The 18389-nt window shown below is 72.9% G+C and carries 20 protein-coding genes; 12 read left to right on the top strand and 8 right to left on the bottom strand.

All coding sequences use genetic code 11. From position 1 onward, the window contains the following. Positions 1-81 precede the first annotated feature (81 nt). The 4 genes from argJ to ACIQR3_RS20905 are packed head-to-tail and all read left to right on the top strand — an operon-like array spanning position 82 to position 3893. Positions 82-1236: a bifunctional glutamate N-acetyltransferase/amino-acid acetyltransferase ArgJ gene (gene argJ / locus ACIQR3_RS20920; protein WP_403540944.1), complete on the top strand. Its 1155-nt coding sequence runs from the start codon at positions 82-84 to the stop codon at positions 1234-1236. Beyond that, positions 1233-2144 carry an acetylglutamate kinase gene (gene argB / locus ACIQR3_RS20915; RefSeq protein WP_403540941.1) on the top strand — a complete coding sequence of 304 codons (912 nt, stop codon included), beginning with the start codon at positions 1233-1235 and terminating at the stop codon, positions 2142-2144. The genes argJ and argB overlap by 4 nt, the downstream gene beginning before the upstream one ends. Beyond that, positions 2141-3340: an acetylornithine transaminase gene (locus tag ACIQR3_RS20910; protein WP_403540939.1), complete on the top strand. Its 1200-nt coding sequence runs from the start codon at positions 2141-2143 to the stop codon at positions 3338-3340. The genes argB and ACIQR3_RS20910 overlap by 4 nt, the downstream gene beginning before the upstream one ends. 7 nt (positions 3341-3347) lie before the next feature. After that, complete coding sequence (locus ACIQR3_RS20905; protein WP_189418791.1) at positions 3348-3893, top strand: arginine repressor; 546 nt, start codon at positions 3348-3350, stop codon at positions 3891-3893. A gap of 27 nt (positions 3894-3920) precedes the next feature. Here the strand turns inward: ACIQR3_RS20905 and ACIQR3_RS20900 are convergent, their stop codons facing one another. Genes ACIQR3_RS20900 through ACIQR3_RS20880 form a run of 5 tightly spaced genes read right to left on the bottom strand, consistent with a single transcriptional unit; the run spans position 3921 to position 7968 of the window. Continuing rightward, positions 3921-4658 carry an FAD:protein FMN transferase gene (locus ACIQR3_RS20900; protein WP_403541061.1) on the bottom strand — a complete coding sequence of 246 codons (738 nt, stop codon included), beginning with the start codon at positions 4656-4658 and terminating at the stop codon, positions 3921-3923. 31 nt (positions 4659-4689) lie between these two features. Then, positions 4690-5208: an FMN-binding protein gene (locus ACIQR3_RS20895; protein WP_403540936.1), complete on the bottom strand. Its 519-nt coding sequence runs from the start codon at positions 5206-5208 to the stop codon at positions 4690-4692. A 33-nt stretch (positions 5209-5241) separates the two neighbouring features. Next, positions 5242-6624 (bottom strand): ferric reductase-like transmembrane domain-containing protein, encoded by a 1383-nt coding sequence (locus ACIQR3_RS20890; protein WP_403540934.1) that lies wholly within the window; start codon positions 6622-6624, stop codon positions 5242-5244. A 60-nt stretch (positions 6625-6684) separates the two neighbouring features. Next, complete coding sequence (locus ACIQR3_RS20885) at positions 6685-7377, bottom strand: L,D-transpeptidase (RefSeq protein ID WP_403540931.1); 693 nt, start codon at positions 7375-7377, stop codon at positions 6685-6687. Positions 7378-7380: 3 nt separating this feature from the next. Continuing rightward, the gene (locus ACIQR3_RS20880) at positions 7381-7968 is read right to left on the bottom strand and encodes a pyridoxamine 5'-phosphate oxidase family protein (RefSeq protein ID WP_403540930.1); all 588 of its coding nucleotides are present in this window, start codon (positions 7966-7968) and stop codon (positions 7381-7383) included. 214 nt (positions 7969-8182) lie between these two features. On the opposite strand from ACIQR3_RS20880, the gene argH reads away from it, so the two are divergent. From argH to ACIQR3_RS20860, 4 genes are all read left to right on the top strand, one after another. Then, positions 8183-9610 carry an argininosuccinate lyase gene (argH, locus tag ACIQR3_RS20875; protein ID WP_403540927.1) on the top strand — a complete coding sequence of 476 codons (1428 nt, stop codon included), beginning with the start codon at positions 8183-8185 and terminating at the stop codon, positions 9608-9610. Between the two features lie 123 nt (positions 9611-9733). Next, positions 9734-10687: an aldo/keto reductase gene (locus ACIQR3_RS20870; protein ID WP_403540925.1), complete on the top strand. Its 954-nt coding sequence runs from the start codon at positions 9734-9736 to the stop codon at positions 10685-10687. 93 nt (positions 10688-10780) lie between these two features. Beyond that, positions 10781-11332 (top strand): TetR/AcrR family transcriptional regulator, encoded by a 552-nt coding sequence (locus tag ACIQR3_RS20865; protein ID WP_403540923.1) that lies wholly within the window; start codon positions 10781-10783, stop codon positions 11330-11332. Then, positions 11329-13011 carry an MFS transporter gene (locus ACIQR3_RS20860; RefSeq protein WP_403540922.1) on the top strand — a complete coding sequence of 561 codons (1683 nt, stop codon included), beginning with the start codon at positions 11329-11331 and terminating at the stop codon, positions 13009-13011. The genes ACIQR3_RS20865 and ACIQR3_RS20860 overlap by 4 nt, the downstream gene beginning before the upstream one ends. 108 nt (positions 13012-13119) lie before the next feature. On the opposite strand, the gene ACIQR3_RS20855 is transcribed toward ACIQR3_RS20860, so the two are convergent. Next, positions 13120-13752: a lysophospholipid acyltransferase family protein gene (locus ACIQR3_RS20855; protein ID WP_403541059.1), complete on the bottom strand. Its 633-nt coding sequence runs from the start codon at positions 13750-13752 to the stop codon at positions 13120-13122. 494 nt (positions 13753-14246) lie between these two features. Here ACIQR3_RS20855 and ACIQR3_RS20850 point away from each other — a divergent pair, with 494 nt between their 5' ends. From ACIQR3_RS20850 to ACIQR3_RS20840, 3 genes are all read left to right on the top strand, one after another. Next, positions 14247-15416 carry a glycerophosphodiester phosphodiesterase gene (locus tag ACIQR3_RS20850; protein ID WP_403540920.1) on the top strand — a complete coding sequence of 390 codons (1170 nt, stop codon included), beginning with the start codon at positions 14247-14249 and terminating at the stop codon, positions 15414-15416. An 88-nt stretch (positions 15417-15504) separates the two neighbouring features. Further along, positions 15505-15999: an RNA polymerase sigma factor gene (locus tag ACIQR3_RS20845; protein ID WP_403540919.1), complete on the top strand. Its 495-nt coding sequence runs from the start codon at positions 15505-15507 to the stop codon at positions 15997-15999. A 57-nt stretch (positions 16000-16056) separates the two neighbouring features. Beyond that, positions 16057-16554, top strand: a complete 498-nt coding sequence (locus ACIQR3_RS20840) for a GNAT family N-acetyltransferase (protein WP_403540916.1) — start codon at positions 16057-16059, stop codon at positions 16552-16554. 25 nt (positions 16555-16579) lie between these two features. Here ACIQR3_RS20840 and ACIQR3_RS20835 read toward each other — a convergent pair whose 3' ends face one another. After that, positions 16580-16996, bottom strand: coding sequence for a hypothetical protein (locus tag ACIQR3_RS20835; RefSeq protein WP_215169787.1), 417 nt, complete (start codon positions 16994-16996; stop codon positions 16580-16582). Position 16997: 1 nt separating this feature from the next. Continuing rightward, the gene (locus ACIQR3_RS20830; protein ID WP_403540914.1) at positions 16998-17357 is read right to left on the bottom strand and encodes a hypothetical protein; all 360 of its coding nucleotides are present in this window, start codon (positions 17355-17357) and stop codon (positions 16998-17000) included. Positions 17358-17427: 70 nt separating this feature from the next. Here ACIQR3_RS20830 and ACIQR3_RS20825 point away from each other — a divergent pair, with 70 nt between their 5' ends. Continuing rightward, positions 17428-18078, top strand: coding sequence for an HAD family hydrolase (locus ACIQR3_RS20825; RefSeq protein ID WP_403540911.1), 651 nt, complete (start codon positions 17428-17430; stop codon positions 18076-18078). Positions 18079-18389: the final 311 nt, after the last annotated feature.

Genomic DNA, 18389 nt, shown 5'->3' with positions numbered 1-18389 from the left:
ACGTGCAGCCGCCGGGCCGCAGACGACGACGAAGGCCGCACCTCTGCGCTGCACGGGCGGAGAAGCGAACAAGGAGATGCAGTGAGTGTGACGGCAGCCAAGGGATTCACGGCGGCGGGCATCGCCGCCGGGATCAAGGAGAACGGCAACCCCGACCTGGCCCTCGTGGTCAACACCGGCCCCCGCCGCGCCGCCGCGGGCGTCTTCACCTCCAACCGCGTCAAGGCCGCGCCGGTCCTCTGGTCCGAGCAGGTGCTCAAGGGCGGGCAGGTGAGCGCCGTCGTCCTCAACTCCGGCGGCGCCAACGCCTGCACCGGCCCCAAGGGGTTCCAGGACACCCACGCCACCGCCGAGAAGGTGGCCGAGGTCCTCGGGGACACCGGCGCGGGCGAGGTGGCCGTCTGCTCGACCGGCCTGATCGGCGTCCTGCTCCCCATGGACAAGCTGCTCCCCGGCGTCGAGACCGCGGCGGCCAAGCTGTCCGAGCACGGCGGTGAGAAGGCCGCCATCGCCATCAAGACCACCGACACCGTCCACAAGACGTCGGTCGTGACGCGCGACGGCTGGACCGTCGGTGGCATGGCCAAGGGCGCCGGCATGCTCGCCCCGGGCCTGGCCACCATGCTCGTCGTCCTCACCACCGACGCCGACCTGGAGGCCGAGGCCCTGGACCGGGCGCTGCGCGCCGCCACCAAGGTCACCTTCGACCGGGTCGACTCCGACGGCTGCATGTCCACCAACGACACCGTGCTGCTGCTCGCCTCCGGCGCCTCCGGCGTCACCCCCGAGTACGCCGCGTTCGCCGAGGCCGTACGCACCGTCTGCGACGACCTCGGGCAGCAGCTCATCCGGGACGCCGAGGGCGCCAGCAAGGACATCAAGGTCGAGGTCGTGAACGCCGCGACCGAGGACGACGCCGTCGAGGTGGGCCGCTCCATCGCCCGCAACAACCTCCTCAAGTGCGCCATCCACGGCGAGGACCCCAACTGGGGCCGCGTCCTGTCCGCCATCGGCACCACCAAGGCCGCCTTCGAGCCCGACGCGCTGAACGTCGCCATCAACGGCGTGTGGGTGTGCAAGAACGGCGGCGTCGGCGAGGACCGCGACAAGGTCGACATGCGCTACCGCGAGGTCCACATCGTCGCCGACCTCGCGGCCGGCGACGCCACGGCCACCATCTGGACCAACGACCTCACCGCCGACTACGTCCACGAGAACAGCGCGTACTCCTCATGAGCAGCCCCACGCGGAAGCACACCGCGCTCCCCAAGGCCCGGATCCTCGTCGAGGCGCTGCCCTGGCTGGTGCGGCACGCCGGCAAGACGGTCGTCATCAAGTTCGGCGGCAACGCCATGGTGAACGAGGAGCTGAAGTCGGCCTTCGCGCAGGACGTCGTCTTCCTGCGGCACGCCGGCCTCAGGCCCGTCGTCGTGCACGGCGGCGGCCCGCAGATCAGCGCCGCCCTCGACCGGCACGGCATCGTCAGCGAGTTCAAGGCGGGGCTCAGGGTCACCACCGAGGACGCCATGGACGTCGTACGGATGGTGCTGGCCGGGCAGGTGCAGCGCGAGCTGGTCGGGCTGCTCAACCGGCACGGCCCGCTCGCCGTCGGCATCACCGGCGAGGACGCGCACACCATGACCGCCACCAAGCACCAGCCCCGGATCGACGGCGAGCTGATCGACATCGGGCGGGTCGGTGAGATCACCGAGATCGACACCGGCGCGATCGAGGCGCTGCTCGCCGACGGCCGCATCCCGGTCGTCTCGTCGATCGCCCGTTCCCAGGACGATCACCATGTCTACAACGTCAATGCTGATACGGCGGCTGCGGCACTCGCTGCGGCGCTGGGTGCCGAGACCCTCATGGTCCTCACCGACGTCGAGGGCCTCTACGAGGACTGGCCGAACAGCGACGAGGTGATCAGCCGCCTGACCGCCACCCAGCTGGAGAAACTGCTGCCCGAGCTGTCCAGCGGCATGGTGCCGAAGATGGAGGGCTGCCTGCACGCCGTACGCAACGGCGTCACCACCGCCCGCGTCATCGACGGCCGGGTCCAGCACTCGATCCTGCTGGAGATCTTCACCGACGAGGGCATCGGCACGATGGTCGTGCCGGACGAGACCGAGGGGGACCAGTCGTGACCGCCAACCAGGAGCTGACCGCGCGGTGGCAGGGCGCGCTCATGAACAACTACGGCACCCCGCGGCTGCCCCTGGTGCGCGGTGCCGGCGAGCGGGTGTGGGACGCCGACGGCAAGGAGTACCTGGACTTCGTCGGCGGCATCGCGGTCAACGCGCTCGGCCACGCCCACCCGGCGGTCGTCGAGGCCGTCAGCACGCAGATCGCGTCGCTGGGCCACGTCTCCAACCTGTTCATGGCCGAGCCCCCGGTCGCGCTCGCCGAGCGGCTGCTCCAGCGCTTCGGCCGGGACGGCAAGGTCTACTTCTGCAACTCCGGCGCGGAGGCCAACGAGGGCGCCTTCAAGATCGGCCGGCTGACCGGGCGGCCGCACATGGTCGCCACCGAGGGCGGCTTCCACGGCCGCACCATGGGCGCGCTGGCCCTCACCGGCCAGCCCGGCAAGCAGGGGCCGTTCCTGCCGCTGCCGGGTGACGTCACGCACGTCCCGTACGGCGACGCGCAGGCGCTGGCCGCGGCGGTCACCGAGGACACCGCCCTGGTGATCATCGAGCCGGTCCAGGGCGAGAACGGCGTGGTCGTGCCGCCCGCCGGCTATCTGAAGGCGGCCCGCGCGATCACCGCCGCCACGGGCGCGCTGCTGGTCCTGGACGAGGTGCAGACCGGCGTCGGCCGCACCGGGCACTGGTTCGAGTACCAGGCCCACGAGGGCGTCCTGCCCGACGTCGTCACCCTCGCCAAGGGCCTCGGCGGCGGGCTGCCGCTGGGCGCGACGGTCGCCTTCGGGCGGGCCGCGGAGCTGCTCCAGCCCGGCCAGCACGGGACGACCTTCGGCGGCAACCCGGTCGCCTGCGCCGCCGGACTCGCCGTCCTGGACACCATCGCGGACGAGGGGCTGCTGGAGAACGTCAAGCGGCAGGGCGAGCGGCTGCGCGAAGGCATCGAGGCGCTCGGCCACCCGCTGGTCGACCGCGTCCGGGGCGCGGGCCTGCTGCTGGGTATCGTGCTCACCGAGCCGCTCGCGCCGCAGGCGCAGCAGACGGCTCAGGACGCCGGAATCCTGGTGAACGCGCCCGCACCCGATGTCGTACGGCTGATGCCGCCGCTGAACCTCGGCGACGACGCGGTGGACGCGTTCCTCGGGGCGCTGCCCGGCATCCTGGACGCGGCAGGCGGGGACACACGATCCGGAGAATGAGACGACGATGAGCCAGGCGCAGGACCACGAGAGCGCGGGGGCCGCGGGGCCCGCCGTGCCGCAGACCCGCACCGCCCGCCACCGCCGGATCGTGGACATCCTCAACCGGCAGCCGGTGCGGTCGCAGAGCCAGCTCGCGAAGCTGCTCGCCGACGACGGGCTGACCGTCACCCAGGCGACGCTCTCCCGGGACCTGGACGAGCTGAACGCGGTCAAGATCCGCAACACCGACGGCGACCTGATCTACGCGGTGCCCAGCGAGGGCGGGTTCCGCACGCCCCGGGCGCCGCTGGGCGGGTCGGCGAAGGAGGAGCGGATGCGGCGGCTCTCCGCGGAGCTGCTGATCTCCGCGGAGGCGTCCGCCAACCTCGTGGTCCTGCGCACCCCTCCGGGGGCGGCGCAGTTCCTCGCCTCGGCCATCGACCAGGCGGAACTGCACGACATCCTCGGGACGATCGCCGGGGACGACACGGTGATGCTGATCAGCCGGAACCCTACGGGTGGTCAGGCGCTGGCGGATCATCTGCTGCGGTTGGCTCAGAACGGGCATTGAGGGTTCGTAGTCGCCACGTACCTCCGCTCACCCGAGTCGCGAGGCGAGGCCGTCGGTGCATCTCACCTCGTCGCCCGCCGTGATGAGGAGGGCCTCCACGCCGTCCAACGACTCCAGCCACCGCAGCCCCTCCCTCGACCCCATCGCGAAGGCCGCCGTCGCCCAGCAGTCCGCCCAGGTCAGGCTGTCGGCCACCACCGTGACCGAGACCAGGTCGGTGACGGCCGAGCGGCCCGTGCGAGGGTCGACGACATGCGCGCCGCGCTCGGCGGAGCCGGAGGTGGCGACGGCCAGCTCCCTCGCCCCGGCGGCGGACAGGACGGCCGCCAGCGCCCCCGGACGCAGCGGATCCGACACGCCGACCCGCCACGGCCGGCCGGCCCCCGGCACGCCGAGCACCTGCACGTCCCCGCCCCCGTTGACGCTGACGCCGTCCGGCCCGGCCGCCGCGATCCGCCGCGCGGCCCGCTCCACCGCCCAGCCCTTCACGATCCCGGTGGGGTCGAGCCGGCCCTCGTACGACGTGCTGAACCAGCCCTCGCTCACCCGTTCCGCCTCGGCGGCCAGCTCCAGCACCCGGGCGACCTCGGGTGCGCACTCCCCGGTGGTCAGCTCGCCCCGGGCCAGCCGGGAGATCTGGCTGTCGCCGCGGTAGGTGCTGAACACCTCGTCGGCCCGGTGCAGTCCGGCGACCGCCTCCCGGAGGGCCGCCCGTACGGCGGCCGGTTCCCCGCCGCGGACGTCGAAGGAGAAGACGGTGCCCATCGCCTCCTCCACATGACGCACCCCGGCGGGCTCAGCCACCGGCCTTGTCCAGGGCGGACTGGAGGGACTGCTTGTATCCAGCGCTGGTGTACGTCGCTCCCGAGACGGTGTCGATGTCGGCGGTCCCGGTGGTGAGGGCGGCCCGGTTGAGCCGGGGGACGGCGTCGGCGGTGACTTGGCTGCTGCGTCCGCCTTCGGGGGCCTGGACGGCTTCGGCCTCGGTGATCTTGCCGTCGGTGAGGGTCAGGCGGACCTGGACGGGGCCGTACTGGGTGCGGACCGCGTCGCCGAGGACCGTGCCGGCGGTGGTGTCCTGGCCGCTGCCCTGCGCCGACTCCTGCGCCGACTCTTGCGCTGATCCCTGTGCTGATCCCTGTGCCGACTCCTGTGCCGACCCCTGCGCCGACCCCTGTGCTGCGCCCTGCGGTGACTGCGCGGCGGCGGGGGCGCCCGGGTCGGACGCCGGTTTCAGCGACAGCAGCAGCACGACGCCGGTCACCGTCGCGGCGCCCGCGAGCACGGCACGCCGTACGGGGTGGATCTTCCTCATCTCCCGTGTTCTCCCTCAGCTGATGACGTGTGCTCACATCTCGAACGACTCGTGGTGGATACGGCGGGCCGGGACCCCGGCGCCGCGCAGGGCCTCGTAGACCGACCGCGCGAAACCGGGCGGCCCGCACAGGAAGACGTCGTGACGGTCCACGTCCGGGATCTTGCGGGCCAGCGACTCCGCCGAGATGTCGGGACGCGCCCCGTCCGGGCTGTTGACCGCGTACATCAGGCGGGCGCCGCGCGCGTCGGCGATCGCGGCCAGTTCGTCCCACAGCGCGAGGTCCTGGGTGCTGTTGGCCCGGTAGAGCAGCGTGATGTCACCGGACGCGCCGGGCAGCGTCTCGAACAGCGCCCGCATCGGCGTGATCCCGACCCCGCCCGCCACCAGCAGCACCTTGCCGCGGCTGCGGCGCTGCGCGGTCAGCGCCCCGTAGGGGCCCTCCGCCCACACCCGGGTGCCCGGCGTCAGCTCCCGCAGCCGGGCGCTGTGGTCGCCGATCGCCTTCACCGTGATCCGCAGCCGCTCCGGCCGGGGCGCCGCCGACAGCGAGTACGGGTGGGAGCTGAACCGCATGCCGGGCGCCATGAAGCGCCACCGGAAGAACTGCCCGGCCTCCGCCCCCATCCGGTGCAGTTTCCGCCCGCCGATCAGCACCGACACGATGCCGGGCGTCTCCTCGACGACCGCCTCGACCCGCATCCGGTGCCGCAGGTTCAGCCGCAGCGGCGTGACGATCCGGTACCAGACCACCAGCGCCGTCACCGACCCGTACAGGGCGTACCAGGCGGTCCGCGCGACGGGCTCCACGACGAAGTCGTTCCCGGCGGTCAGCTGGTGCCAGAAGGTCAGGAACACCGCCGCGTACGTCAGCAGATGGACGTGGTACCAGAAGTCGTACGGGATGCGGCGGCGCACCGGGCCGGCCGAGAGGAGGCCGATCAGCAGGAGCAGACCGGTGCCGACCGTGGCCTTGCCGAGGTCCGGGAGGCCGGTCACCGACTCCACCGTCTGCGCGACCAGGCCGCCGAGGCCCCGGCCGGACTGGAGGGCGTACCCCCACATGATCAGGAAGACGTGGGCCAGGACCAGGCAGAGCGTGTAGCGGCCGGTCATGGCGTGCCAGCGGGCCACCCGGTCCGAGCCGACCCGCCGCTCCAGGGCGGGCACCCGGGCCATCTGGAGGACGACCAGCGCCATCAGGTAGCCGGCGAGCAGCCCGGTGATGCGGCCCGCGCCCAGGATCCGGGCGGTGTCGTCGGAGATGGCGGGCGTGTTGCGCCACCACAGCCACAACACGCCCGCCGCGCCCGCCCACACGGCGAGCAGCAGGGGGACGGCCGGGGAACGGCGCGGACGGATGCGGCGCATCGTCTGGCGGCGGGCGGCACGTCCGCCGGCGAGCGTGGTGGTCACGGTTCCTCCGTGGGGGACAAGACCCTTGGCCCACAGGTACGTGCCGTGCCCGCCGAGTGTTCAGTACCGGGTGAGCGCCGTCTCCCCGCCCGAGGTGCCGATCGCGATGTGCGGCCGGGCCGCCGGGTCCGCCCAGCGGAGGATCTCCCGCATGGCACGGGCCGGCACCGACACGCACCCGGCCGTCGCCCCCTCCCCGTTCACGTGCAGGAAGATGCCCGCGCCGCGCCCCCGTACCGGACGGTGGTAGTTGAAGCCGATGACCAGGGCGTGCGCGTACTGCGTCCCGTACGTGATCAGGTGCTCGGCCTCGGTGGCGGCGCAGTCGGCGGGGCGGGGCTCGGTCCAGCGGTTGTAGGAGCGGGAGCCGTTGTCCTGGCACCACCAGGAGTCCTGGCGCACGGGACGGTAGCGGTACGCCGTCCCGTGCGGCGCCGGTTCGATGCCGAAGGCGTAGGGGAGGCCGTACAGGCCGGTCGGGGTGGTGTTCGTGCCCTGTTTCCGGGTCGTCCCCTCGGTCAGCCCGCCGGCCCCGAACCGGGCGGGCGCCGAGCCGGCCCGCACCCAGCGGCCGCGCTCGCGGTCCCACCAGGTCACGGTGCCGGTGGTCGAGGCGGTGTCCGGGGCGACGGCGGTGATCAGCTGGGTGCCGCCGCCGGTGGCCGCCATCCGCGCGGGCAGCGGCTCCGGGGGAGCGGAGAAGGCCGGGAGCAGGAAGGACGCGAGGGCGAGGGCGACGACACCGGGGCGCATGGCTCAGACCGTAGAGGGCGGCAACGGCAACGGCAGCCCGGGAAGTCCGTCCAGGCTGGTCGCGATGTGCTCCTTCCTGGTGAAGTAGGCGTCGAGCGAGGCGTCGTCCTCGCGGGCGAACCGCTTGGCGTGCAGATCGCGGTCCCGCTCGTACGCCATGAAGGGCACGGCGTACCCGCAGGTGTCCCGGATCAGTCCGGCCGTCACGACGATCACGGCGCGCAGGCCGTGCGCGGTGGGGTCGATGTCCGGGAAGCGGGCGAGCAGGCCGGGGAAGCGGGGGTCGTCGCGGAAGACCGGCTCGCCGCGGCCGTGCACCCGGACGATGTTCGGCGGGCCCTGGAAGGCGCACCACATCAGGGTGATCCGCCCGTTCTCGCGCAGGTGGGCGATGGTCTCGGCGTTGGAGCCGGCGAAGTCGAGGTAGGCCACGGTGTGCTCGTCGAGCACCGCGAAGGAGCCCGTGAGTCCCTTGGGGGAGAGGTTGACCGTGCCCTCGGCGCCGAGCGGGGCGGTGGCGGTGAAGAAGACGGGCTGGGACTCGATGAAGGTGCGGAGTCTGCCGTCTATGCGCTCATAAGTCTTTCCCATGTCTAACGATTATGGGTGTCCGCGCGCCCCCTGTCCGGGGGTTCGCGCAGGTACCGGCGGCCGTCCCGGCCGGCGCGGAACGGGACGGCCCCGGCGCCCGGAGATACGCGGGCGCCTCCGCGTGTGTTCACGCGCCCACCGGAAATTGACGAATCATGCATTGCTCTGCATACTCATGCAGAACAGCGACCGAGCAGCCCGAGGAGCGACGCAAGTGAGCAGCAACAGCGGTGACGTACGGCTCTGGGGCGGCCGTTTCGCCGACGGTCCCGCCGAGGCCCTGGCGAAGCTGTCCGCGTCCGTCCACTTCGACTGGCGGCTCGCGCCCTACGACATCGCCGGTTCGCGTGCCCACGCGCGCGTGCTGCACAAGGCGGGACTGCTCACCGAGGACGAGCTGACCCGCATGATCGCCGGGCTCGACCGGCTCGAAGCCGACGTGGCCGCCGGGGATTTCGTGGGCACCGTCGCCGACGAGGACGTGCACACCGCCCTGGAACGGGGCCTGCTGGAGCGGCTCGGCCCCGACCTCGGCGGCAAGCTGCGCGCCGGCCGGTCCCGCAACGACCAGGTGGCGACGCTCTTCCGGATGTACCTGCGCGACCACGCCCGGACGATCGGCGGTCTGATCGCCGACCTCCAGGACGCGCTGATCGGCCTCGCCGAGGCCCACCCGGACACGGCGATGCCCGGCCGCACCCACCTCCAGCACGCCCAGCCGGTGCTCTTCGCCCACCACGTCCTCGCCCACGTCCAGGCGCTGTCCCGGGACGCCGAGCGGCTGCGCCAGTGGGACGAGCGCACAGCCGTGTCCCCGTACGGTTCCGGCGCGCTGGCCGGTTCCTCCCTGGGCCTGGACCCGGAGGCGGTCGCGAAGGACCTCGGCTTCGAGCACGGCAGCGCCGCCAACTCCATCGACGGCACGGCCTCCCGGGACTTCGTCGCCGAGTTCGCCTTCATCACCGCGATGATCGGGGTCGACGTCTCCCGGATCGCCGAGGAGATCATCATCTGGAACACGAAGGAGTTCTCCTTCGTGACCCTGCACGACGCGTTCTCCACCGGCTCGTCGATCATGCCGCAGAAGAAGAACCCGGACATCGCGGAGCTGGCCCGCGGCAAGTCCGGCCGCCTCATCGGCAACCTGACCGGCCTGATGGCCACCCTCAAGGCCCTCCCGCTCGCGTACAACCGCGACCTCCAGGAGGACAAGGAGCCGGTCTTCGACTCCATCGACCAGCTGGAGATCCTGCTCCCCGCCTTCACCGGCATGATGGCCACCCTCACCGTGCACCGCGAGCGGATGGCGGAGCTGGCGCCGGCCGGCTTCTCCCTCGCCACCGACATCGCCGAGTGGCTGGTCCGCCAGGGCGTGCCGTTCCGCGTCGCGCACGAGGTCGCGGGCGAGTGCGTCAAGGCCGCCGAGTCCGAGGGCAAGGAACTGGACGAGCTGACCGACGAGCAGTTCGCCAAGATCTCCGCCCACCTCACCCCCGAGGTCCGCTCCGTCCTCAACGTCCAGGGAGCGCTGGCCTCCCGCGACGGCAGGGGCGGCACGGCCCCGAGCGCGGTCGCCGTCCAGCTGGCGGAGGTGAAGGAGGACGTGGAGCGGCAGCACATGTGGGCGCGGGCCAGGCGTTGAGGGGCGCGGGGCCGTAGCGATCCGCGGCTGCGCCGTACACCTGTCGAACCGGGCTCCGAGACGAAGGTCATCGCGGGTTACGTTGGTCGAAAACGCCTCTGAGGCCGACCGAACGGACCCACGATGCCCCTCTCCCTCCCCAGGAAAAGCCTCGGCTTCGGCCTGGCCGCGGTAGCCCGCCCCGGCTACATCACCCTCGGCCGCGACCGGGACCTCGGAGAGAACCGCAGCGTCGAAACGCTGCGCGCCCGCACCCACGCACTCCTCGACACCGCGTACGCGAGCGGTGTCCGCTACTTCGACGCCGCCCGCTCCTACGGCCGCGCCGAGGAGTTCCTGGCCGGCTGGCTGGCCGCCCGGCCGGAGATCGACGACGTGACCGTCGGCAGCAAGTGGGGGTACACCTACACTGCCGGCTGGTCGACCGACGCCGAGAAGCACGAGGTCAAGGACCACACGCTCGCCACGTACGAACGTCAGCGCGCCGAGACCGACGCCCTGCTCGGCGACCGGCTCGACCTCTACCAGATCCACTCGGTGACCCCCGACAGCCCGGCCCTCACCGACAAGGACCTGCACGCCCGGCTCGCCGAGGCCGCCGCCGACGGCGTCACCGTCGGCTTCTCCACCAGCGGCCCCGCCCAGGCCGACGCCATCCGCGCCGCGCTCGCCGTGACCGTCGACGGCGCCCCCCTCTTCCGTACCGTTCAGTCGACGTACAACGCGCTGGAGACCTCCGCGGGGCCGGCCCTCGCCGAGGCGCACGACGCCGGGCTCTCCGTGATCGTCAAGGAGGGCATGGCCAACGGCAGGCTCGCCGCCCCGCACGCGCCGGACGCGCTGCGAGCCGTCGCCGAGGAGACCGGCCTCGGCTGCGACGCGGTCGCCCTCGCACTGGTCCTGCGGCAGCCCTGGGCGGACGTCGTCCTCTCCGGCGCCGCGACCGTCGCCCAGCTCGGCTCCAACCTGGCCGCCGCGACGGCCGTCCTCGACGACGACCAGGCGGCCCGCCTGGCCGCGCTCGCCGAGGACCCGCGCGCCTACTGGGAGCGACGCGGGCAGCTGCCCTGGCACTGAGGCCCGCACCGCGCGACCCACGGCCCGAACGTGGCGTGGGTCGCGCACACCCGCCATGAGACATTGATGTCTCATTCGGGTTATGGTTGTCTCATGACTGTGGATCGTGACCATGTGCTGCGCGCCGCCGCGGCGCTGCTGACCCGGAAGTCCACCGCGACCATGGACGAGGTCGCCCGAGCGGCCGGGATCAGCCGGGCCACGCTGCACCGCCAGTTCGCCGGACGGGACGCCCTGGTGCGGGCGCTGGAGGCGCTGGGCATCGCCGAGTGCGAGGCGGCCCTGGACGCCGCGCGCCTCGACGAGGGCCCGGCCGCCGACGCCGTACGCCGCACGGTCGGCGCGCTGGAACCCTCCGCCGCCCTGCTCGCCTTCCTCTACAGCGAGAACCAGCTCTTCGAGGGCGACCAGGTCGACGAGGGCTGGACCCGGCTCGACAGGCGGCTCACCGCGCTGTTCCGGCGGGGCCAGGAGAGCGGCGAGTTCCGCATCGACCTGCCCGCGGTCTGGCTGACCGAGGCGCTCTACGGCCTGCTGGCCTCCGGCGCCTGGGCGGTGCTGGACGGCCGCGTGGCGCGCAACGACTACACCCACCTGGTCGTCGAGCTGCTGCTCGGCGGCGCGCTCAGGAGGGAGGGAGCATGACCAGCACCCTGCGACCGGCCGGTCCGGACGGAGCGGTGACCCGCCCCGGCCGCTGGCTGGCGCTCGCCGTCCTCGTCCTGGCCGTGCTGCTGGTGGCCGTCGACGCGACCGTCCTGGGTCTCGCCACCCCCTACATCAGCGAGGACCTCGCGCCCTCCGGCACCCAGCTGCTGTGGATCGGCGACGTCTACTCGTTCGTCATCGCCGGTCTGCTCGTCACCATGGGCAGCCTGGGCGACCGCGTCGGCCGCAAGCGGATCCTGCTCGCCGGCGCCACGGCGTTCGGCGCGATGTCCGTGCTCAACGCCTACGCGCACACCCCCGAGGTGATGATCCTCGCGCGGGCGCTGCTCGGCGTCGCGGGCGCCACCCTGATGCCCGCCACCCTGGCCCTGATCCGCAACCTCTTCCCCGACCCGCGCGAGCGCAGCCTCGCCGTCGGCATCTGGGGCGCCGCCGCCTCCGCCGGCGCGGCGGTCGGCCCGATGCTGGGCGGGTTCCTGCTCGAACACTTCTGGTGGGGCTCGGTCTTCCTGATCAACCTGCCCGTGATGGCCGTCCTGGTCGTCGTCGGCGTCAAGCTGCTGCCGGAGTCCAGGAACCCGGCCCCCGGCCCGTTCGACCCGCTCAGCGTCGTCCTGTCGCTGGTCGGCATGGTCGGTGCGGTGTACGCGGTCAAGGAGGCCGCCGCGCACGGGTTCGCGTGGGGCACGCTCGCGGCCGGCCTGCTGGGCGCCGCCGCGCTGTACGGGTTCGTCCGGCGCCAGCTCACCCTGCCGGTGCCGCTGCTCGACATGCGGCTGTTCCGCAGCCGGGGCTTCAGCGGGGCGGTGCTGGCCGACCTGCTGACCGTCCTGGGACTGTCGGGGCTGGTGTTCTTCCTCTCCCAGTACCTGCAACTGGTGCAGGGCAGGCGGCCGTTCGAGGCCGGGCTGGCCGAACTGCCCGCCGCGCTCGGTGCGGTGGCGGCCGGTCTGGTCGCCGGCCGCGCGGCCCGGCGCTTCTCGGTACGGGCCGTGGTCGCGGGCGGCCTGGCCGCCGTCGGCCTCGCGCTCGCCGCGCTCACCGTCATCGGCCGGGGCACCGGCTATCCGCTGCTCGGCGCGGCCCTGCTGGTGGTCGGCCTCGGCGCCGGGTTCGCGTTCACCGTCACCGCCGACGTGATCCTCTCCAGCGTGCCGCGCGACCAGGCGAGCACCGCCTCCGCGGTCTCCGAGACGGCGTACGAACTCGGCGCCGCGCTCGGCATCGCCCTGCTCGGCTCCATCGTGACCGGCGTCTACCGGGACTTCACCGGCCCGGCCGGCACGCCGCCCGAGGCGCGCGAGTCCCTGGGCGGCGCCGTGGAGTCCGCCGCCCGCCTGCCCGCCGACACGGGCGCGGCCCTGCTGGACGCCGCCCGGCAGTCCTTCGTCGACGGACTGGCGCTCGCCGCGGGCATCGGCGCGGCCGTCCTGCTCGCCGCTGCGGTGGCGGCCTGGTTCCTGCTGCGCGGGCAGGCGCTGGAGGGCGGCGCCGGGAAGGAGCGGGACCAAGGCCTGGAAGCCGGTGCGGGGAACGAGCGGGACCAGGGCCTGGAAACCGGTGCGGGGAACGAGCGGGACCAGGGCCTGGAAGCCGGCGCGGGGAAGAAGCGGGACCCGTCACCGCCGGCCGCCGGGCGCGCGCAGGCGCCGTAGCCCGCCGGGGCGCACCGGGTACGCCGACGGCGGGCCGTCCGCGGAACGGCCCGCCGTCGTCGAAGCACCGTCGGGACAGGGAGCCGGACTCCCGGCCCGCGGGGCGGCCTACGCGGCCTTCCTGGCCTTCGTCGCGTACACGTCCACGTACTCCTGCCCGGACAGCCGCATGACCTCGGTCATCACCGAGTCCGTCACCGCCCGCAGCACATAACGGTCCCGGTCCATCCCCTCGTACCGCGAGAACTCCAGCGGCTCGCCGAACCGGACGGTGACCCGGCCGGGACGGGGCAGGCCCCGGCCCCCCGGCTGGAGCTTGTCCGTGCCGATCATCGCGAACGGCACGACCGGCGCGCCGGTCATCAGCGTCAGCCGGGCGCAGCCGGTGCGGCCCCGGTACAGGCGGCCGTCGGGGGAGCGGGTGCCCTCCGGGTAGATGCCGAAGATCCGGCCCTCCTCCAGCACCCGGCGCCCGGTCATCAGCGCCGCCACACCGCCGCTCGCGCCGTCCCGGTCGACCGGGATCATGCCGACGCCGGTGAAGAACCAGGCCATCAGCCGGCCCTTGAGGCCCTTGCCGGTGACGTACTCGTCCTTGCCGATGAAGAAGACCTGCCGCTTGGTGACGATCGGCAGGACGATGGAGTCGATGAACGTGAGGTGGTTGCCGGCCAGGATCACCGGGCCGTCGCCCGGGATGTTCTCCGCACCTTCCACCTGTGGGCGGAACATCAGGCGCATGATCGGACCGAGCACTGCCTTGATGAGCGCGAAGCGGGACAACGGACCCTCCGGTGTCGGTGTGACGTGGGACGTCGGGGCATGCGGTATCAGTCTGTGCAGGTGAGGACATTACTCGCGGCCCCCGGGGTCGCGCACGTCGGGCCACCAGGGTCTTACGTGTCGGTGACACGCGTTCACCTGGTGGGGCGCGGCGTCACCCGCCGGAAACCCGGCCGGAACGAATGTGACGTTGTTCGCACCCGCCGAGCGGGGGCCCGGGCGCCGTCCTCACCGTGTGCCACCGGCCGGGTACCCGCTCCGCCCGCCGGGAAGCCGGCGGAACGTCAACCGTCCAGTCCGTCCAGTCCGTCCAGGCCCTCCCGCCCCTCTCCTCCCATACGACATCCCGTGTCGCCCCCGCGTTCGACGCGAGGTCTCCCTCCGGACACGTACGCGCCCCTACGATCGGCCCGCATCCGACCAGGCGACGGCCAGACGAACAAGGGGCGCTCATGGGAACGCAGGAGTCGAACGAGCACGGCGGCGGCACCGGACGGCGGGCCCTCCTCGGCGCCGCGGTGCTCGGCGCGGGCGGGGCGGCCCTGGGCCTGTCCGGCACGGCGAGAGCCGCCGGGGCCGGCCGCGGGAACGGCGGCGGCGTGCGGAGCCTGCCCGTGCCGACCATCGTCGGACACCGCGGGGCCAGCGGAAACCGGCCCGAGCACACGCTGGGCTCCTACCAACTCGCCCTCGACATGGGCGCCGACATCGTCGAGGCCGGCGACCTGGTGCCCACCAAGGACGGCCACCTCGTCTGCCGGCACGAACCGGAGATCGGCGGGACCACGGACGTCGCCGACCACCCCGAGTTCGCCGGCCGCAGGACCACCAAGGTCCTCGACGGCGTCTCCACCACCGGCTGGTTCACCGAGGACTTCACCCTCGCCGAGCTGAAGACGCTGCGCGCCACCGAGCGCATCCCGGCCAACCGCCCGCACAACACCCTCTACGACGGCCGCTGGGAGATCCCCACCTTCGAGGAGGTGCTGCGCTGGCAGGACGAGCAGACCCGCAGGACGGGGAAGCAGGTCTGGATCTACCCCGAGCTGAAGCACCCCACCTACTTCCGGGGGCTCGGCCTGCCCACCGAGGAGCGCCTCGCCAAGCTGCTGCGCAGGTACGGCAAGGACAAGAAGAACTCCCCGGTCATCGTCCAGTCCTTCGAGCCCACCAGCATCCAGCGGATGAACAAGCTGGTCGGCAACCCGCTCGCCGTGCTGCTCTCCGGCGCCGGCTCGCGCCCCTGGGACTTCGTCGCGACCGGCGACCCCCGCACCACGGACGACCTGATCACGCCCGAGGGACTCAAGGAGATCGCCTCCTACGCCCAGGGCATCGGCCCCACCCTCGACCTGATCATCCCGCGCGACTCGGCCGGCCGGCTCACCGCGCCGACCACCCTCGTCCGCGACGCCCACCGGGCGGGCCTGATCCTGCACCCGTACACGATGCGCAACGAGAACCCCTTCCTCCCCGCCGACTTCCGCAAGGGCACCGACGCCGACGCCTACGGCGACGCATTCGGCGCCTTCCAGGCGTACTTCGCCACCGGCATCGACGGCGTCTTCACCGACAACCCGGACACCGGCCTGCTGGCCCGCGAGGACTTCCTCGACAGCTGAGGCGTCAACACGTAGCGGGAACACCCCGGTTGGGGTGAAAACCCGCCGCCCGGGCAACCACGCCCGGGCGGCGGTCGTATCTCCGCATATGACGCACGACCTGCTCACCCTCCTGGGCCCGCTGCTCACCGCCGAGGCCACCGCCGAGGCATATGCGTCCGGAGTCGAGCCCGGGGACCTGGAGCAGGCCGTCTGGCTGCGCCTCCTGGAGCGGCTGGACGCCGACGACCCGCCCGCGGACCCGCACCGCTGGCTGCGCGGCGCCGTGCGCACCGAGGCCCGCCGCACCCGCCGTACCGCCCGCGCCGAGCGCCCGTACGGCACCGAGCCGGCCGACGTCGCCGACCGCGGCCCGGAGCAGCTCGCCCTCGTCGCCGCCCGCCACCGGGCCCTGCGCGACGCGGTGCACCGGCTGCCCGGCCGCTGCCCCCGGCTGATGTTGGCGCTGCTGTCGCCGGAGGACCTGACCTACCGCGAGATCGCGGGGGAGTTGGGTATCTCACAGGGCAGTCTTGGACCGGAACGTTCCCGATGTCTGGGATGTCTGCGCCGATTGCTGACGCCGGAGGTTGCGGGTGACTGACGACGGGGATAGGAGTGAGGAACAACAGGCGATCAGGTGAGCGGGAGGCATGCGCACATGGGCATGAGCGTGACCATCTCGGCGGCGACCGAGCAGGATGCCGAGCAGATCTTCCGGCTGCAGTACCTCTGCTTCCAGAGCGAGGCGGCGTTGTACGGCAACTACCGCATCGACCCGCTCGTCCAGACCCTCGACTCCGTCCGCGCGGAGGTCGCTAAGGACTGCGTCTTCGTGGCGCGGCTCGGCGACGAGGTGGTCGGCTCGGTGCGCGGCCGGGAGACCGACGACGGTTCCGCGGCCATCGGCAAACTCTGCGTCCACCCCCGTCTCCAGGGACACGGCATCGGCGCCCGCCTGCTGAAGGCGGCCGAGGCGGCCCTCGCCGAGGAGCACGGCGCCACCCGCTTCCGCCTGCACACCGGCCACCGCAGCGAGAGCAACCTGCGGCTGTACCGGCGGGTCGGCTACGAGACGGTGGGCACCGCGCGGGGCGCGGACGGCGTCCCGATGATCATCCTGGAGAAGCAGTCCGGGGCGTACGCGACCACGGCGTGAGCGTCGCGCCGGGCGCCCCGCGGGCTTACGCGGTGCGCGCCCGGCGCAGCCAGTACAGGGCGGACAGCGGCAGCAGCACCGGGATGAAGACGTACCCCATCCCGTAGTCCGACCACACCGTCGAGTCCGGGAAGGCGGACGGCTCCACCAGCGTCCAGGTGCCCACGATCAGCACCCCCGCCAGCTCGGCGGCGCAGCAGATCCGTGCCGCCCGGCGGGCCGTCTCCCCGCCGCGCACCAGGGTGTAGGTGATGAAGCCGTAGACCACGCCGGCCACCGCGGACAGCGTGTACGCGAGCGGCGCCCGGTCGAACTCGGTGGCGATCTGGTAGACGGAGCGCGACACCGCGCCGACCACCATCACGCCGTACAGCCACACCAGCAGGATGCCGGGCCCGCCGATCAGCCGTGTCCGCTCCGGCTCGCTCTCGGCCGTCACCATCTCAGCCTCCCCAGATGTCATAGAGCCGCACCTGAAGGACGGCGAGGACGATTCCGCCGGCGGCCACCGTCACCGAGCCCCAGCGGGTCCGCTCGGCCAGGGACATGAACCCCGCCGCCGGGACGCACGCGAAGGCGCCGACCAGATAGGCCACGAAGATCACCGTGCCCTGCTCCGGCTCCTCGCCCCGCGCCAGCTGGACGATCCCGATCACCAGCTGCACCAGCGCCAGCACGGTCACCACGGCCATGCCGATGAAGTGCCAGTCCTTCGTCGGCTGGTCACGGTAGGCGGCCCAGCCGCACCAGGCGGCGAGCAGCAGCGCGGCGACGGCGGTCACCAGCGTCAGGACGTCAAGCATGCCAGTGACCTTATTACGGCCGAAACGGCCCGATGCGGCCGACCCCGGCGGGCACCGTAGGGTCGACGGCATGAAGATCCGCGCGCAGGCCCTGCTGTTCGACAACGACGGAACCCTCGTCTCCTCCCTGGAGTCCGTGCACCGCTGCTGGACCCGGTGGGCCCAGGAGTACGGGATCACCGCCGAGGAGTTCGGGAGGGTCGAGCTGCACGGCCGTACCGCCGCCGAGGTCGCCGCCGACCTGCTGCCCGCCGACGTCGTGCCCGGGGCCGTCGCGCGGATCGAGGACCTGGAGGTGGAGGACGTGCCCGGCGGGGGCGTGCGCCTGCTCCCCGGCACGCTCGACCTCCTCGGCGCGCTGCCGGCCGACCGCTGGGCCGTCGTCACCTCCGCCACCCGGCGCCTCGCCGAGGCCAGGCTGGCGGCCGTCGGCATCCTGCCCAAGACCCTGATAGCCGCCGACGACATCACGCGCGGCAAGCCCGACCCCGAGCCCTACCTGCTCGGCGCCCGCGCCCTCGGCGTCGACCCGGCCGCCTGCGTCGTCTTCGAGGACGCCCCCGCCGGACTCCGCTCGGGCCGCGCCGCCGGCATGGCGACCGTGGCGTTGGCCACAACCCACCGGGCCGGCGAGCTGGACGCCGACCTGGTCGTCGAGGATCTGTCGGCCCTGTCCGTACTGGTCACCGACGGGGGCGTGGAGATCTCCGTACGGACCTGACGCGCGGCACCCGGGTCCACCGCCGTATCGCCGCCGTCCACTATGCGGACAGAGGTCTCCTGGTCGAACGTATACGTCTGCTTTACTACTCGCATGACCACGACGAGCGACCGCACTCCTGCGACCGAGGCGACCATGACGCCCGGTGCTCGTTGTACGGGTCGAATGCGCGCCTGCTAGAGGGCCCCCGCACCACCGAGCCTCGCGCCCCGAAGCGAGAGCCGGCTCAGGTCCGCCCCGGCGGCCGAGCCCCGGCCGCGCGCACATGTCTCCTGTCGGTTCCACCGCCACCGCGAGAACCGTGCCGCGTC

Origin of the sequence: Streptomyces sp. NPDC090994 (assembly GCF_044768905.1) — a bacterium.
Lineage (GTDB): Bacteria > Actinomycetota > Actinomycetes > Streptomycetales > Streptomycetaceae > Streptomyces.
The sequence above is the reverse complement of the archived record's forward strand: the minus strand, read 5'-3'. Positions and strand labels throughout refer to the sequence as shown.

Bases quoted from the DNA above. Each gene is read 5' to 3' on its own strand.
- argB (WP_403540941.1), top strand. From the start codon at position 1,233: ATGAGCAGCCCCACGCGGAAGCACACCGCGCTCCCCAAGGCCCGGATC.
- ACIQR3_RS20905 (WP_189418791.1), top strand. From the start codon at position 3,348: ATGAGCCAGGCGCAGGACCACGAGAGCGCGGGGGCCGCGGGGCCCGCC.
- ACIQR3_RS20900 (WP_403541061.1), bottom strand. From the start codon at position 4,658: ATGGGCACCGTCTTCTCCTTCGACGTCCGCGGCGGGGAACCGGCCGCC.
- ACIQR3_RS20895 (WP_403540936.1), bottom strand. From the start codon at position 5,208: ATGAGGAAGATCCACCCCGTACGGCGTGCCGTGCTCGCGGGCGCCGCG.
- ACIQR3_RS20885 (WP_403540931.1), bottom strand. From the start codon at position 7,377: ATGCGCCCCGGTGTCGTCGCCCTCGCCCTCGCGTCCTTCCTGCTCCCG.
- ACIQR3_RS20880 (WP_403540930.1), bottom strand. From the start codon at position 7,968: ATGGGAAAGACTTATGAGCGCATAGACGGCAGACTCCGCACCTTCATC.
- ACIQR3_RS20870 (WP_403540925.1), top strand. From the start codon at position 9,734: ATGCCCCTCTCCCTCCCCAGGAAAAGCCTCGGCTTCGGCCTGGCCGCG.
- ACIQR3_RS20865 (WP_403540923.1), top strand. From the start codon at position 10,781: ATGACTGTGGATCGTGACCATGTGCTGCGCGCCGCCGCGGCGCTGCTG.
- ACIQR3_RS20860 (WP_403540922.1), top strand. From the start codon at position 11,329: ATGACCAGCACCCTGCGACCGGCCGGTCCGGACGGAGCGGTGACCCGC.
- ACIQR3_RS20855 (WP_403541059.1), bottom strand. From the start codon at position 13,752: ATGCGCCTGATGTTCCGCCCACAGGTGGAAGGTGCGGAGAACATCCCG.
- ACIQR3_RS20850 (WP_403540920.1), top strand. From the start codon at position 14,247: ATGGGAACGCAGGAGTCGAACGAGCACGGCGGCGGCACCGGACGGCGG.
- ACIQR3_RS20845 (WP_403540919.1), top strand. From the start codon at position 15,505: ATGACGCACGACCTGCTCACCCTCCTGGGCCCGCTGCTCACCGCCGAG.
- ACIQR3_RS20840 (WP_403540916.1), top strand. From the start codon at position 16,057: ATGGGCATGAGCGTGACCATCTCGGCGGCGACCGAGCAGGATGCCGAG.
- ACIQR3_RS20835 (WP_215169787.1), bottom strand. From the start codon at position 16,996: ATGGTGACGGCCGAGAGCGAGCCGGAGCGGACACGGCTGATCGGCGGG.
- ACIQR3_RS20830 (WP_403540914.1), bottom strand. From the start codon at position 17,357: ATGCTTGACGTCCTGACGCTGGTGACCGCCGTCGCCGCGCTGCTGCTC.
- ACIQR3_RS20825 (WP_403540911.1), top strand. From the start codon at position 17,428: ATGAAGATCCGCGCGCAGGCCCTGCTGTTCGACAACGACGGAACCCTC.